General features: G+C 72.2%; 12 protein-coding genes and 1 tRNA gene. 4 read left to right on the plus strand and 9 right to left on the minus strand.

From position 1 onward, the window contains the following. Positions 1-47: 47 nt before the first annotated feature. Together HS041_RS32895 and trhA are read left to right on the plus strand one after the other, a co-directional pair. Positions 48-1583 (plus strand): penicillin-binding transpeptidase domain-containing protein, encoded by a 1536-nt coding sequence (locus HS041_RS32895; RefSeq protein WP_196444748.1) that lies wholly within the window; start codon positions 48-50, stop codon positions 1581-1583. Positions 1584-1661: 78 nt separating this feature from the next. Beyond that, positions 1662-2336 carry a PAQR family membrane homeostasis protein TrhA gene (gene trhA, locus HS041_RS32900; protein WP_196444749.1) on the plus strand — a complete coding sequence of 225 codons (675 nt, stop codon included), beginning with the start codon at positions 1662-1664 and terminating at the stop codon, positions 2334-2336. A 90-nt stretch (positions 2337-2426) separates the two neighbouring features. Here trhA and HS041_RS32905 read toward each other — a convergent pair whose 3' ends face one another. Beyond that, a complete protein-coding gene (locus tag HS041_RS32905; RefSeq protein ID WP_230880065.1) occupies positions 2427-3653 on the minus strand; it encodes a GAF domain-containing sensor histidine kinase in 1227 nt (408 codons plus the stop codon). A 168-nt stretch (positions 3654-3821) separates the two neighbouring features. Here HS041_RS32905 and HS041_RS32910 point away from each other — a divergent pair, with 168 nt between their 5' ends. Then, on the plus strand, positions 3822-4202 hold the full coding sequence (locus HS041_RS32910) for a PPOX class F420-dependent oxidoreductase (protein WP_196444751.1): 381 nt from the start codon (positions 3822-3824) through the stop codon (positions 4200-4202). A gap of 66 nt (positions 4203-4268) precedes the next feature. Here the strand turns inward: HS041_RS32910 and HS041_RS32915 are convergent, their stop codons facing one another. Then, positions 4269-5468, minus strand: coding sequence for a M20 metallopeptidase family protein (locus HS041_RS32915; RefSeq protein ID WP_196444752.1), 1200 nt, complete (start codon positions 5466-5468; stop codon positions 4269-4271). Positions 5469-5654: 186 nt separating this feature from the next. Here HS041_RS32915 and lat point away from each other — a divergent pair, with 186 nt between their 5' ends. After that, positions 5655-6953 (plus strand): L-lysine 6-transaminase, encoded by a 1299-nt coding sequence (gene lat / locus HS041_RS32920; RefSeq protein ID WP_196444753.1) that lies wholly within the window; start codon positions 5655-5657, stop codon positions 6951-6953. 2 nt (positions 6954-6955) lie between these two features. On the opposite strand, the gene HS041_RS32925 is transcribed toward lat, so the two are convergent. The 7 genes from HS041_RS32925 to HS041_RS32955 all read right to left on the minus strand — a co-directional run bounded on the left by HS041_RS32925 (position 6956) and on the right by HS041_RS32955 (position 14581). Continuing rightward, positions 6956-7228 (minus strand): helix-turn-helix domain-containing protein, encoded by a 273-nt coding sequence (locus HS041_RS32925; RefSeq protein WP_196444754.1) that lies wholly within the window; start codon positions 7226-7228, stop codon positions 6956-6958. Positions 7229-7368: 140 nt separating this feature from the next. Next, positions 7369-7444, minus strand: a tRNA-His gene (locus HS041_RS32930). A gap of 234 nt (positions 7445-7678) precedes the next feature. Continuing rightward, on the minus strand, positions 7679-8281 hold the full coding sequence (gene orn, locus HS041_RS32935; RefSeq protein ID WP_196444755.1) for an oligoribonuclease: 603 nt from the start codon (positions 8279-8281) through the stop codon (positions 7679-7681). A gap of 23 nt (positions 8282-8304) precedes the next feature. Next, positions 8305-9426, minus strand: a complete 1122-nt coding sequence (locus HS041_RS32940; RefSeq protein ID WP_196444756.1) for a DUF2510 domain-containing protein — start codon at positions 9424-9426, stop codon at positions 8305-8307. Positions 9427-9481: 55 nt separating this feature from the next. Next, a complete protein-coding gene (locus HS041_RS32945; protein ID WP_196444757.1) occupies positions 9482-10897 on the minus strand; it encodes a protein kinase family protein in 1416 nt (471 codons plus the stop codon). Positions 10898-10917: 20 nt separating this feature from the next. Next, entirely contained in the window at positions 10918-12588 is a 1671-nt protein-coding gene (locus HS041_RS32950; protein WP_196444758.1) for a serine/threonine-protein kinase, read from the minus strand. Between the two features lie 118 nt (positions 12589-12706). Further along, the gene (locus tag HS041_RS32955) at positions 12707-14581 is read right to left on the minus strand and encodes a serine/threonine-protein kinase (protein WP_196444759.1); all 1875 of its coding nucleotides are present in this window, start codon (positions 14579-14581) and stop codon (positions 12707-12709) included. Between the last annotated feature and the right edge of the window lie 44 nt (positions 14582-14625).

Consider the following 14625-nt stretch of genomic DNA (forward strand, 5'->3'; position numbering starts at 1 on the left):
CCCTTTTCTTTGATATACACCGATCGGAGACATCTGGGAGAAACCGTATGCGCAGTCGGCCGCTCCTCGCGCTCATCATCATCGTCCTCGGCATCGTGGGCGGGAGCGTCTACGCGCTGACCCGGCCCGCGCAGTCCGGGAGCAGGCAGCCGGAGGCCCCCGGTGCGGAGGACACGGCCAGGGCCTACCTGACCGCCTGGGAGGGCAGCGACCTGGCCACGATGGACAGGCTCGCGGGCGGCACCCCCGCCGACTTCATCGAGCGGCACGTCTCCTTCAGTGAGGAACTGGACATCGAGTCGCTGAGCCTCACTCCGGGGACGATCAGGCTGCAGGGCGCGCAGGCGGCGGAGATGTCGTTCAAGGGCGTCAGACAGGTGAAGGGGCTCGGCACGTGGCCGTTCTCCTCGACGCTGAAGCTGGCCGTCCGGGACGGGAGATGGCGGGTGGTCTGGAGCCCGGAGACGCTCCACCCGGCGCTCAAGGACGGCGGGCGGCTCCAGCTCACGGAGACCCCCGGCGAGAAGGCCGAGCCGGTCACCCGGACGGGGGAGCGTTTCCCCCGCGACAACGGCGCAGAGGACTACCTCGCGGAGCTCCGCGCGGACCTGCCGGAGGAGCCCTCCCAGGGCGGCTACGCGCTGGAGGCCGTTGCCTCCGACGGGAGGACCCGGCGGCTCCTGGGGGACGATCCCCAACCGGCCGAGCACGTCCGCACGACGTTCTCCCGCCCGGTCCAGGCCGCGGCGGCGAGGGCGCTGGACGGGGTGGAGCGGCCCGCCGCGATCGTCGCGGTCCGGTCGAGCACCGGGGAGATCCTCGCGATCGCCGACCGGCTGGGCGGCCGGCACGCGTTCCTGGGCCGGTATCCGGCCGGCTCGACGTTCAAGGTGGTCACCGCCGCGGCCCTGCTCTCGGCGGGACTCGCCCCGCAGTCCCAGGTCTCCTGCCCGGAGAGCTACTCGCCTCCGGGGGGCCGTCCGTTCCGCAACGCCTCGGGCACCCCTTCCGGATCCCTCACGCTCACCGACGCCTTCGCGGTCTCCTGCAACACCGCGTTCATCGAGCAGACGGTGCGCGCGCTGCCCGGCGGCGGCCTGGTGAAGGCCGCCGAGCTGTTCGGCTTCAACAAGCCGCTGAAGGTCCCCGCGGCCTCCTGCGTGATCGAGCCGCACGGCGACGACAACGAGCTGGCCTCCGACGCCATCGGCCACAACTCGGTGCTGGCCAGCCCGCTCTGCATGGCCCTGGCCGCCGCCGCGGTGGAGAGCGGGACCTGGCGCCAGCCGGCCATGACGAAGCGCCCGAAGGAACGGGAGGACGAGGTACCGCTCCCGCCGGCCGTGGCTGAGGGACTGCGCACGATGATGCGGGCGGCGGTCGCGACCGGTACCGCCTCGGCCGTCCCCTTGCCGGAGGGCACGGCCGGGAAGACGGGCACCGCCACGGCCACCGGCGGCGGAGAGCACGCCTGGTTCATCGGCTACCGCGACGACGTGGCCTTCGCGGTGCTGGTGGAGGACGGTGGGAGCGGAGCGCGGAGCGCCCTTCCCATCGCGGCCCGTTTCCTGCGCGCCCTGTAGGGAAGAAGGTCTCGCGGAGGGCGACACTGTAGGGGATATCACAACCTACGAGGGCGTAAGTTACGCTACCGTAGGTTCATGCCCTCGACCGTTGCTGAGAAACTGTCACTCCCGGACTCGGTCAAGCCTCGTCTCCGCGGCTGGCTGCACGCCGGGGCGCTGCCCGTCACGCTCGTCGCCGGGTTCGTCCTCGTCGCCCTGGGTCCCACCCTGCAGGCGCGACTCGCCGCGGCGATCTACGCGATCACCTCCGGCCTGCTCTTCGGGATCTCGGCCACCTACCACCGCGGCACGCTCTCCCCGCGCCTGGAGGAGGTGCTGCGCCGCCTCGACCACGCCAACATCTACCTGATCATCGCGGGCACCTACACCCCGTTCGCACTGCTCGCGCTGGACGGTCCGGCCAGCGCGGTGGTCCTCTCCGTGATCTGGACCGGCGCGATCGCCGGAGTCCTGTTCCGGGTGCTGTGGACCAGCGCGCCCCGCTGGCTGTCCACCGCCCTCTACATCGCCCTCGGCTGGACCGCCGTGTTCGTGCTGCCCCAGCTCATGGAAGGCGCCGGGGTGGTGGCGGTGATCCTGGTCATCGTCGGCGGCGTGCTCTACACCGCCGGAGGCGTCGTGTACGGCCTGCGCCGCCCGGACCCCTCGCCCCGCTGGTTCGGCTTCCACGAGGTCTTCCACGCCTTCACCCTCGCCGCCTACCTGGTGCAGTACGTGGCGGTGTCGCTGGTGGTCTACGGCGCGTCCTGACGCGTCCGGCGCCCGAGGAGGACGGTACGGCGCCCCGCGGAGCCCCTCCGGTGAGCCGCCGCGCCCGCCGGGAACCCTCTCCCGGGACTTCTACGGCGGCCCGGACCGCTGCGCCGGGGCCGTGCGGGGCAGGGTGAGGACGATGCGGATGCCGCCGCTGGCCTGGTTCTCCACCTTCACCTCGCCCCCGTGCCATCGGACGATCTTGTCGGTGATGGACAGGCCGACCCCCAGGCCGGCGATCGCCTGCTCCTCGGCGTTCGGAGCGCGGTAGAAATCCTCGAAGACATACTTCAGGGCCTCCGCCCCGACCGCGATCCCGGTGTCGCGGATCTCCAGTGTGGGAGTGGGCTCGGCGGTGACGGTGACGTCGATGGTGCCGCCGGGCCGGGTGAACTTGACCGCGTTGTCCAGCAGGTGGCGCAACGCCTCCCGCAGCCGTTCGGCGTCGACCCACACCTCCGCTCCGGCGGGGGCGTGCAGGTTCAGGGTGTGACCCTTGCTCCGGGCCTCGTCGATGACGTCGGTGATCGCCTGGCGGGTGACGCCGGCCAGATCCGCCCGGTCCGGGCTGAAGCCGAGGCTCCCGGCGTTGAGACTCGCCAGCAGCAGCAGGTCGTCCAGCAGGTCCAGCAGGTGCGCCCTGTTGCGCTCCACCACCTCCAGGAACCTGAGCTCGGTGGCCTCGTCCAGCCCGCCTTCCTCCAGCAGTTGCAGGTAGCTCCGGATCGAGGTCATGGGGGTGCGGAGCTCGTGGTTGACCGTGCGCAGGAACTGCTCCTTGAGCTCCCGCAGCTCCTGCAGACCCTGGGCGACCTGGCCGGACTCCTCCAGGTCACGACCGTGCAGCTCCAGCAGCATGGTGGCGTTCGCGGCCAGGGAGAGCAGCACCTCCCGCTGCTCGGAGGTCAGCTGGCGCGGCCGGTGGTCGAACAGGCACACCGTGCCCAGGGCGTGACCCCGGCTGCTGAGCAGCGGCGCACCGGCGTAGTAGCGCACGTGCGGCTCCCCGGTCACCAGCGCGTCTTCCCGGACGCGCGGATCGGCCAGCGCGTCGTGGATCTCCATGGGCGCACCGGCCTCGACGACGTACGGGCAGAACCCGCTGTCGCGATCCACACCGCTCAGGTCCGTGCCCACCCGGCCCTGGAAGTACTGCCGCTCCCCGCCCACCAGGTTGACCAGCGCGACCGGCACCCGGCAGATGCGGGCGGCCAGCACGGCGATGCTGTGGAGCTTCGGCTCCAGAGCGGGGTCCAGTACTCCCAGCTCCTCCATCTCCAGCAGCCGCTCGGCCTCGTCGGCCGGTATCGGCATCTTCGGCATTCGCAACCTGCCCGAACCTTTTTGGCGCGCCCCCCGGAAGCACTCGGCATCCCGGGGCCCAGTCGGTTCATGCCCAGGTCGCCGGTGACCTACCGCGCTCCGGCCGGTTCGTTCCCGGGTCGCCGGGGCTCACCGGCCGGCGCGATCTAGGATGCCCCCATGACGAGCATCCGCGAGCTGGCCGCCGAGCCGTACGTCTCGGTGAGCACCTTCCGCAAGGACGGCACGGCGGTGGCGACCCCCGTCTGGGCCGCCCCGGACGGAGAGGCTCTGGTGATCTGGACCCCCGTCTCGGCGGGCAAGGTCAAGCGGATCCGCAACAACCCCCGGGTCACGCTCAGGGCGTGCGACCTGAGAGGGAACGCCCGGGGCGGGGAGGCCGAGGGCCGGGCGGAGATCCTGTCGGCGGAGGAGACCGAGCGGGTGCGGGCGCTGCTGAGGAAGAAGTACGGCCTGCAGGGCCGCCTGGTCATCCTCGGCAGCAGACTCCGGCGGGGCGGCCGGGGGACCGTCGGGATCCGCATCGCTCCCGCGGGCTGAGCGCCCCCGGGCTCCGGCGCGGGCGGCCGGCGCCGGTGGGCCGCCGTCCGGAGGGGCGGGTCCGGGCTATCCCGCGGCGAGATCGAGGCGCCGGGCGGCGAGCTCGGCGTAGAGGGCCGCGCCGTCCGCCAGCACGGCGTCGTCGAAACGCGCCTGCGGGGAGTGGTTGTAGGCCGCCTTGCGCGGGTCGAGATCCGGCGGGCACGCGCCGAGCACCACGAACGCCGAGGGAACCCGGTCGCACACGTAGGAGAAGTCCTCCGCGCCGGTGAACGGCTGGGGCGCCCGGGTGAACCGCCCCTCGCCGTAGACCTCACGGACGGTGTCGCCGACGAACTCGGCCTCCGTGCCGTCGTTGACCGTGACCGGGTAACCCATGTCGAAGCAGGCGTCCACCTCGAGGCCGTGCGCCGCGGCGATGCCCTCGACGAGGGCGACCGACCGCTCCAGGACCCGCTCGTGGGTGGCGGCGGAGAAGGACCTGATCGTCGCCTCGAACCGGGCCTCCTCAGGGATCACGTTGCCGACCGTACCGGCGTGGAAGGCCCCGACGGTGACCACCACCGGGTCGAACACGTCGAACCCGCGCGTCACCATCGACTGGAGCGCGAGGACCATCTCGCACGCGGCGGGGATCGGATCCTTCGCCAGGTGCGGGGCCGAGCCGTGACCCCCGGCGCCGCGCACGGTCACGATGAGCTTGTCGGCGGCCGCCATGATCGTGCCCGTCCTGGTGAGGAACAGGCCGTTCGGGAGCACCGAGCTGATCACATGCAGGGCGTAGGCCGCGACCGGCGGCTCGCCCGCCGCGTCCAGCACGCCCTCGTCGATCATGATCTTCGCACCCCGGTGGCCCTCCTCTCCCGGCTGGAACATGAAGATCACATTCCCCGCGAGCCGGTCGCGCCTGGCCGACAGCAGGTGGGCCGCTCCGGCGAGCATGGTGGTGTGGAGATCGTGGCCGCAGGCGTGCATCCGCCCGTCCAGCCGGGAGACCGTCTCCGCGTCGCCGCGCTCGGAGACCGGCAGGGCGTCCATGTCGCCGCGGAGCAGCACGGTCGGGCCGGGCAGGTCGCCTCGGAGCACCGCGGTGACCGAGCTCAGCCCCTGGCCGAGCCGTACCTCCAGGGGGAGGCCGTCCAGCGCGGCCAGCACCTTCTCCTGGGTCCGGGGCAGATCGAGGCCGAGCTCGGGCTCCCGGTGCAGAGCGTGGCGCAGGCGGACCAGCTCATCGTGCATGTCGGTGGCGGATTCGCGGAGAGACACGGGACATTCCTCCAGGCGTGTCGGCGGTGACTTCCTTGAGACGATCTTCCCCGACCGGGTGGAGCGGGAATGCGACCGACCCTCGGCAATGAACAATCTTCACAGAATGACCAGCTTGAGCGTAATGTCTTCAGGTGAAAGCGCCATTGACGGGGAATAATCTGTCCAACTCACCGTGGAGGGGACATGGACGTGCACGCCCGCCTCGCTCGCCACCTGCTCGTCGACGGCTACCGGCTGGTCCTGGACCTCGAACGCAGCCGGGGCTCCCGGCTCGTCGACGCCCGCACCGGCCGCGACTACCTGGACTTCTACACTTTCTTCGCCTCCGCCCCGCTCGGCGTGAACCCGTTCGACGACGATCCGGACTTCCTCGCCCTGCTCGGCAAGGTCGCCGCGAACAAGCCCGCCAACTCCGACCTCTACACCACCCACCTCGCCGACTTCGCCGAGACCTTCACCCGCGTGCTCGGCGACCCCGAGCTGCCCCACCTGTTCTTCGTGGAGGGCGGCGCGCTGGCGGTGGAGAACGCGCTCAAGTGCGCCTTCGACTGGAAGAGCCGCCGCAACGCCGCCGCCGGCCGCTCTCCGGAGCTCGGAACCAGGGTGCTCCATCTCACCCGTGCCTTCCACGGCCGCAGCGGCTACACCCTCTCGCTGACCAACACCGACCCGGTCAAGACGGACAGGTTCCCGAAGTTCGACTGGCCCCGCATCGAGGTGCCCGCCATCCACTTCGGAGACGTCGAGGCGGCCGAGGAACGGGCCCTGTTCCAGGCGCGAGCCGCCTTCGCGCGGTATCCGCACGACATCGCCTGCTTCATCGCGGAGCCGATCCAGGGTGAGGGCGGCGACAACCACATGCGCCCGGAGTTCCTGCAGGCGATGGAGCGCCTCTGCCACGAGCACGATGCCCTGTTCGTCCTGGACGAGGTGCAGACCGGAGCCGGGACCACCGGTACCCCCTGGGCCTACCAGCAGCTCGGCCTGCACCCCGATGTGGTCGCCTTCGCCAAGAAGGTCCAGGTGGGCGGGGTGATGGCGGGCCGCAGGGTGGGCCTGGTCCCGGAGAACGTGTTCCAGGTGAGCGGCAGGATCAACTCCACCTGGGGCGGAGGTCTGGTGGACATGGTCCGCTCCCGCCGGATGCTGGAGATCATCGAGCGCGACGGCCTGATCCCGCGTGCCGCCGAGCGCGGTGAGGAACTCCTCTCCGAGCTGCTGAAGATCCAGGAGAGCCTCCCCGGCCTGGTGGAGAACGTTCGGGGACGGGGCCTGATGTGCGCGTTCGATCTCCCGGACCCGGCGGCACGCGACAGGCTGGTGGTCGCGCTCAGGGAGGACGAGGGCGTGCTGGTCCTTGCCTGCGGTGAGCGGTCGGTACGGCTCCGCCCGGCACTCTCGGTCACCTCGGCGGAGATCCGGGAGGGCGTCTCCGCCATCACCCGAGCGCTGGCGGCCGCGGATCTCAGGGTGTCGGCCTGATCTCAGGGCGCCGGCTTGGAGGTGTCCCGGGCGGGAGCGCCGCCGGAGGCCTGCTCCAGCCAGAGGCCGATGGCGGTCACCCGCGAGTCCGCGCCGAGCTTGGCGTAGATGCGGTTCACATGGTTCTTGACGGTCTTCTCACTGAGGAACAGGTGCTGGGCGATCTGCCCGTTGGAGTGACCGTTCGCGATCAGCTCCATGACTTCGGTCTCGCGCCTGCTCAAGCCCGTCACGACTCTGGGTTCGGCGTTGAACCCGGCATCGTCGACTCTCATCCGGCCTCCGTGGCAGCAACACGGTCAGGTCGCCGAGGCCCCCGGTCTTACGGCGTAGCGATAGCAGCGAGCATAACCTGCAATATCCATCTTTGGTGGACAAAACAGAACGGCCGGTCCCGAAGGACCGGCCGTTCGCCTGGGGTGAGCGAGGGGACTTGAACCCCCGGCATCCAGGACCACAACCTGGCGCTCTGCCAACTGAGCTACGCCCACCATGTCCGCCGCAGCGGCACATGAAAAGTGTAGCGGTGTTTGGGAGTCCTCACGTACCCGATTTATCGAGGCTGCGTCCATGGCGACGCTGCACGTCGCGGCTCGGGGGCTGGTAACCGGTTCCCGCCCTCGTCGCGTCCTCGCTCGTCCCTCGCTGCGGGCGTTCCTCGGTTGGTTCACCGGCGCCCCCTCGCGGGTCCATGGCGACGCTGCGCGTCGCGGCTCGGGGGCGTCTCAGGACTTCTTGGTGGAGACCCCTTCGGCGAGCTCGCGTGCGGTGGCGGAGTCGGGGCCGGGCTGGGGCACGAAGACCGCCGCGCGGTAGTAACGCAGCTCGCGGATGCTCTCGACGATGTCGGCCAGCGCGCGGTGGCCCCCCTGCTTCTCCGGTGAGGCGAAGTAGACCCGGGGGTACCAGCGCCGGGCCAGCTCCTTGACCGAGGAGACGTCGATCATCCGGTAGTGCAGGAAGGCGTCCACGGCGGGCATGTCGCGCGCGATGAACGACCGGTCCGTGGCGATGGAGTTTCCGCACAGCGGCGCCTTCTTCGGCTCCGGCACGTGGCTCTTGATGTACTCCAGCACGAGGGACTCGGCCTCGGCCAGCGTGACGCCGCCACCCAGGACGGTCAGCAGGCCCGAGGCGGTGTGCATCTCCCGCACAACCTCCGACATCTGCTCCAACGCCTCGGGCGGGGGCTTGATGACCACGTCCACCCCCTCGTCCAGCTGGTTGAGCTCGCCGTCGGTGACCACGCAGGCCACCTCGACGAGGGCGTCACGGCCGAGGTCGAGCCCGGTCATCTCACAGTCGATCCAGACCAGCAGGTCGCTCATAGCCTTCAGGGTAGTGCCCCCGCTCACGAGATCTTGAGAGACTTCAGCACGCGGTTGGTCACCGAGAAGTCGAGGTTGTCCGGGACGGACATGTACAGCAGCGCCGGGCGCTTGCCCGCTCCCCGGTCCACGAGCACGAAGGTGACCCGCTCCTTCTTCCACTTCCAGCCGTAGGCCTCCGACGACCGGGTGAAGTCCAGGTCGAGCGTGAGCTGCCGGGCGGGCTTGCCGTCGATCGTGATGGCCTTGTCCTCGACGACCTTCCGGAGGTGCTGCGGCTCGTAGAAGACCGGCTCGATCGCGTGGAGCAGGGTCGCCAGCGTCCCCTTCATGCTCTCGGGGCCGGAGTAGTCGAAACTGGCCGGCAACTCCGCGGTGTAGATGTTGCCGAGCCAGTTGTTGCCCTTGCCGTCGTAGTTCTCGTGGGACATCGTCACGACGCCGCTGGTCCAGGCGATCCCCAGCGGGTTGGGGGCGTTGATCTGCGGAACCTGCCACCTGTCGTCGGGGGAGTCGTAGGACAGGCCGGTCACCGGGTCGGTGACGCGCTTGCCGTCCGGCTGGGGGAGCTTGCCGGGAAGCGGTGCTTGGGACGGCGTGGGGGTGGGCGTAGGGGTGGGGGTGGGCTGCGTCACGGACGGCGAGGGAGTGGGATTGCCCGCCGCCGGGGTCTTCTCCGGGTTGAGCAGGAAGAAGGCCGCAGCCACGATCGCGGCGATCAGGACGACGGCCCCGGTGCCGCCCAGGATCCACGGCAGCCGGCTCCTGCCGCCTCCCGCCGGTCCGGCGGGAGAGCCGGCCGGCCCGCCGTACCCCGGAACCGGCAACTGCGCGGTGCCGCCGGGCGCACCGCTCCACTGGGGCTGCTGGATCTGGGCCGTCGTGCCGCCCGGAGGCGGCACGGACGGGTTCGGCGGCGCCACGTTCCGGGGGGCCGTCCCCTGCGGCTCCGTTCCGGCCGGACCCTGCGCTCCCGTGCCGGCGGGGGAGGGGAACGGGCCGGTCGGCGCCGTCGGCGCCGCGGGCTGCCCGCCCGGCGTGTCCGTCGAGTGGGTGGCGTCGGTCCACTGGTTGCCGTCCCACCACCGCAACTGCGGAGAACCGTAGGGATCGGGGTACCAACCTGCGGGGGTTTGCGTGGTCATGGCCGCCAGAGTAGTAAGAACCGGAATGTGCTGCATTCCGGACTTGCCATGACAATCATGAACATCTATAGGTGAAGCTTGCCTTGTCCTCCAGTTTCGCGCCTTCGGGCACCGGGGACAGCAGCCGCAGGGTGGCCGTTCCCTTGAAGCTGCCCTCGCCCTTGACGGTCCATTCGAGGCTCACCTCGTGTGAGGTCTCCCCGGCGGCCACCGTGTCGGTCTGCTCGATCGGCGCCTTGCGGTCGCTCCGCTTCCACTGGTAGCGGATCTCGCCGGCCTCCCCGTTGGTCGTGAGCACTCCGCGGATCTTGACGGTCGTGTCGCAGCCCTGCGTCTTCTTCGGCGTGATCACGTCGATCTTCGCCACGGTCAGCGGCGACGCGGGCCCCCGCAGCAACCAGACGATCAGGGCCACCAGGATCAGCAGCGCCAGGATCACGGTGGAGAGCACCGTACGGCGCCGACCGGCCCTCGCCCGGGGCGCCCGGAAGTCCCGAGGCCGCCCGGGCCGGTCACCGGGGAGCTCCGTCTCCTGCTGGTCCCGGCCGGCGCGCCAGATCTGCTCCGCGGTCGTCTCCGCCGGAACCCCCGGGCCGAACCGCATGACGACGTCGTCGGTACGGCCCGCCCCGGTCGTGGGAGCGTGCAGCAGGGTGACGATGTCCCCCTCGTCCTTCCTCCCGGCCGAGGCGGCCGAGGCGGGAGCCGGGCGCGCGGCCCGGGTGGGCACGTCGTGGGCGGCCCACCAGTGCAGCGTCTCCACCAGCCTGTCACGGGTGGGGAACCCCTGCGGCAGCAGGTCGCGTCCGGCGAGCAGGGTGTCCCTGGCCGGGGCGAGACCGTGGGTGGAGGCTGTCGCCGCAGCCCGTTCGAACAGCTCGGCGGGGCGGGGAGCGCCCGCAGACCAGGTCGCGGCCAGCCCTCGGGCGAGCGCCGCCCAGGCCGCCACATCCCGCTCCGGTGCCGCCGGCCGCCCGTGCAGGGCGTCGGCCAGGCCGCGTTCGGCGAGCAGCGCCGTACCGTCGGCGGCGATCACCACGGTGCCGGGGTGGAGGGCTCCGTGGGCGAGCCCCGCGGCGTGCACGGTCAGCAGGGTCTGCGCGGTCTCCACCAGGATGGTGGCCGCGCTGCCCGCGTCGGGCCGCGGCGCGCCGGGCGCCTCGGCCAGCAGGTCGGTCACGGTCGGGCTGACCGGGTCCGCGGTGAGCAGCCAGAGTTCGTCGTGCGCCGAGACCAGGTCGGCGACCGGGACCAGCCCGGTCAGCCCGCCCTGGGCCAGTCTGCGGTCGGCGACCACGGCCGCGACCAGCCGGTCGCGCGCCGCCGGATCGGCGACCAGGCGCGGGTCGAACCTGAGCACGCCCGCGGGCCTGCCGTCGGCCGAGAGCGCCGAGGACCATGTGCCGAGCTCGCCGATCCACGTCCGTCCGGTCAGCCGGAACCCGCTGACCTCCCCCCGATGAGTGTTCACGATCGCGCTCGTCCCACCATCTACCGCCGCCTCCGATGCCGTCCCGCCATGCCGCGCTTCACCGCCAGTGTGAACGGAACCGCGCCGCTCGTCACCAGCCCGAGGGCCAGGAGCGCCGAGGGGGCGGCCGTGGCGGGCGGGGACGTCTCCCGCCTCGGCTCACCGGACCCCGGCGACTCCCCGTCGTTCGGGGTCCCCCCGTCCCCCGTGGACGTGGGCGTGGGCGAGTCGGTGCTCCGGGACGGCGTGGGATCGATCGTGCTCTGGGCCGGTGTCGGCGTGGGGACGGGCGTCGGGGTGGACGTCCTCGTCGGCCGCGTGTCCGGGATGCCGATATCGGCACCGTCCTCCTCGGAGGGGGCGGGCGTCGGTGTCCCGGCCGGTGTCCCGGCCGGTGTCCTGGTCGGTTTCCTCGTCGGCTTCCTGGTGGGCGTCGTCGACGGCGTGGGCGACGGGCTGGCCCCGGCGGTGGGTGCCGCCGGCGGGGGGCTGGAGGTCTGGGTCGGGGACGTCGCCGGGGTCGGCTCGGCGGTGTCCTCCACCGGCGGCTCCACCGGATCCTCGGTCTCCTCGGCCGGGACGGCCGGTTCCGAGGGCCCGGAGGACGCCGCGGTCGGGGTGGTGACCGCGCTCTGCGGCCGGATCGCGGTGTCACCTCCGGAGCTGACCAGTACGGCGATCACGCCGCCGATCACCGCGACGGCCCCGGCACCGATCAGGATCTTGGTACTCAGCCTGCCGAGCAGCGACGCGCGGTCGCCGTCGCCGAGGTCGGTCTCCGCGAGGGAGGTGTCGGCTTCCGGCGACTTGCCGTCCAGGGGGAACAGCGCCGCCAGCAGCCCGGCGAGGCCTGCAAGGCGGCGGCGGCCGCGCTCCTGCCAGTCCGGTCCGTAGGCGTCGACGGCGACCGCCTCCAGCTCGGTGAGGAAGGCGGCGGCGGTCGGCGGTCGGTCGGCCGGATGCTTGGCCAGCCCGCGTTCCACCAGTCCCTGCAGCGCGGGCGGGACCTCCTCGACGGGCGGAGGCATGGCCTGGTGCTGCCGGGCCAGCGCGGGGACGCTCGGCGCGCGGAAGGGCCGGGCGCCCGTCAGGCACTCGAAGAACACGACGGTGGCGGCGTAGACGTCGGTGGCCGGACCGGCGGGGGCGCCCGTCCACTGCTCGGGGGCCATGTACGGCGGTGTGCCCGCGGGGTTGTCCCCGTCGCCGGAGCGGATCGCGATGCCGAAGTCGACGAGCCTGCTCGTCCCGTCCGCCTCGACCATCACGTTCTCCGGCTTGAAGTCGCGGTGCACGACTCCCGCCCGGTGCGCGGCGGCCAGCCCCAGGAGCGAGCCCTTGAGCACGAGGAGCGCGGCCTCGGGGCCGGTCGGACCCTCCGAGCGGAGGATGGCGCGCAGGGCGACGCCGTCGACCAGCTCCATGACGATGGCCGCGCCCTCGCCGGTCTCGACGTAGTCGTACAGCCGTACGGTGTGCCGGTCGTTCAGGCTGTGCAGCACCCGGGCCTCGTGCCGGAAGCGGGCCACGAAGCTGACGTCCGAGCGGAGCTCGTCGGAGAGATACTTGATCGCTACCAGGACGTCCTCGGCGTCGTGCCGTGCCATCACCACGCGCCCGGCGGCACCGGCGCCCAGTTCGCGGATCTCCGTATAGCCGGGGACCCGCCAGGCCGATGGCATGCCGTACATAACGGTCTCCTCAGTTGCCTGGGCCCCCACCCGTAACAGACGGACCGTAGTTTAGCCATAAGATCACGGATTCCGCTGATAAATAGCGAATCGGCACCGCAAGGGTGGTGAGCGGTGATTATCCGTTCTGACTGGATCCTGGGATCTTCCCCGGGAGCTTGGTGACCTTCGGCGTCGGCTTGACGGTGACCTTCGGCGTGGCCTTGACCGTGACCTTCGGTGTCGGTCTGGCGGTGGACTCGCCGGGCGGCGGCGGAGGAGGCGTACGGGTGGCCGTGGGCTTGGGATCGCTCGTCTGCGTGGGTTCGGGACACGCGACGGTCGGGCCCGTCACCCGGTCGGAGCGGCCCGAGGGCAGGCCGGTCGCCACCACGCTCCAGCGGGAACCGCAGGGCGCCTTCGGGAACGTGAACCTGACCGTCTCGGTGTAGCTCGTCGTCCCGGCCATCGGCACGATGGTCTGCCGGCTCACCCGGCCCACCTGGAAGACGACCCGCAGGCGCACCGGCCGGGCGTTCGCGGCCTTCACGGTGACCGTCGCGGTGGCCAGGCCTCGGGGGCCGAGACCGGCACGCAGCACGTCCACCCCCCGCACCCGCGGCTTCGGGACCGGAGTGGCGCTCGGCGTGGGTGTGGCCGTGGCGGTCGGCGTGGCGGTCGGCGTGGCGATCGGCGTGGGGGTGGGGGTGGGGGACGGTTTCGGGGACGTCGGAGGAGACGCAGGCGGGGACGGGCTCCCGGCGGGGGTGGCCGTGGCGGCGGGCGCGCCCGAGGGGGAGCCGGACGGCCCTGTGACGGACGGCTCGGGGAGGCCGGCCCCTCCGGCCGGGTCCGTGGCCGGCCCCGGCGGCTGCGCCGAGGGCGGTCCCGAGCCGCCCGGCGGGGACGGGGAGAGGGCCTCCGGGCTCGGGACCCCCGGGATCGGGGACGAGGCCGGCGGCGCGGCGGCGGCGACGTCGATGCGCTGCGGCTGCGCGGGCCGGCCCGCGGCCAGCACGTAGACGCTGACACCGCCGGCGACCAGAACCAGGCCGGCCCCGGTCGCGACCCCCGCCGCCTTCCTGCGCAGCCCGCCCAGGACGGTGCGGAAGAGGGTGGTCCCGGCTCCGGCGCGCGGCGGGCCGAGCCGGAACAGCAGCGGGAGCAGCAGCGCCAGCGCGGCCAGCCGCCGGCGCCCGCGTTCCTCCCAGTCCTCGCCGTACCCCGCCACGGCCGCGGCCTCCAGCTCGGCCACGAAGCGGGCGGCGGTGGCCGGCCGGTCCGCCGGGTCCTTCGCCAGTCCCCGGGCGACCAGGTCCCGGACGGGTTCGGGTACGTCGTCCACGGGGATCGGGGCGCTGCGGTGCTGGTGCATCAGCACGGCCCGCTCGGTCGAGCGGTACGGCCGCTGCCCGGTCAGGCACTCGTAGAAGACCGTCGTGGCGGCGTACACGTCCGTGGCGGGAGAGGCCGGGCCGCCCGTCCACTGCTCGGGAGCCATGTAGGGCGGCGTGCCGGCGGGCCGGTCCGCCTGGCCGGTCCGCACGGCGATGCCGAAGTCCACCAGCTTGCTGGCGCCGTCCGCCTGGACGAGCACGTTCTCCGGCTTGTAGTCGCGGTGCACCACGCCGAGCCCGTGCGCCGCGCCCAGACCGGTGAGCGAGCCCTTGAGCACGACGAGAGCGGCCTCCGGGCCGGTCGAGCCGTGCTCGCGGAGCAGCTCGCGCAGGGAGACGGCGTCGACGGCCTCCATCACGATCGCGGCGTTCCCCGAGTCCTCGATGTACTCGTAGAGCCGTGCCACGTTGGGGTCGGCGAGCTCCACCAGGAGCCGGGCCTCCTCGCGGAAGCGCGGCAGGAACTCCGGATCGCCCCTGAGGTCGTCGGCGAGGTATTTGACCGCGACCCGGACGCCCGAGGCGTCGTGCCGGGCGAGCACCACCCGGCCGCCACCGCCCGCGCCGAGTTCGCGCAGCTCGGTGTATCCGGGCGGGCTCCATCCGCTGGCCGTCATCACGCCCCCCTCTGGGTGCGGGTCCTCCTGTGAGACGCGCGGTC

Source organism: Planomonospora sp. ID67723, from assembly GCF_015711605.1.
Taxonomy (GTDB): Bacteria; Actinomycetota; Actinomycetes; order Streptosporangiales; family Streptosporangiaceae; genus Planomonospora_A.

Bases quoted from the DNA above. Each gene is read 5' to 3' on its own strand.
- HS041_RS32910 (WP_196444751.1), top strand. From the start codon at position 3,822: ATGACGAGCATCCGCGAGCTGGCCGCCGAGCCGTACGTCTCGGTGAGC.
- trhA (WP_196444749.1), top strand. From the start codon at position 1,662: ATGCCCTCGACCGTTGCTGAGAAACTGTCACTCCCGGACTCGGTCAAG.
- HS041_RS32925 (WP_196444754.1), bottom strand. From the start codon at position 7,228: ATGAGAGTCGACGATGCCGGGTTCAACGCCGAACCCAGAGTCGTGACG.
- orn (WP_196444755.1), bottom strand. From the start codon at position 8,281: ATGAGCGACCTGCTGGTCTGGATCGACTGTGAGATGACCGGGCTCGAC.
- lat (WP_196444753.1), top strand. From the start codon at position 5,655: ATGGACGTGCACGCCCGCCTCGCTCGCCACCTGCTCGTCGACGGCTAC.
- HS041_RS32895 (WP_196444748.1), top strand. From the start codon at position 48: ATGCGCAGTCGGCCGCTCCTCGCGCTCATCATCATCGTCCTCGGCATC.
- HS041_RS32940 (WP_196444756.1), bottom strand. From the start codon at position 9,426: ATGACCACGCAAACCCCCGCAGGTTGGTACCCCGATCCCTACGGTTCT.
- HS041_RS32950 (WP_196444758.1), bottom strand. From the start codon at position 12,588: ATGTACGGCATGCCATCGGCCTGGCGGGTCCCCGGCTATACGGAGATC.
- HS041_RS32955 (WP_196444759.1), bottom strand. From the start codon at position 14,581: ATGACGGCCAGCGGATGGAGCCCGCCCGGATACACCGAGCTGCGCGAA.
- HS041_RS32905 (WP_230880065.1), bottom strand. From the start codon at position 3,653: ATGCCGATACCGGCCGACGAGGCCGAGCGGCTGCTGGAGATGGAGGAG.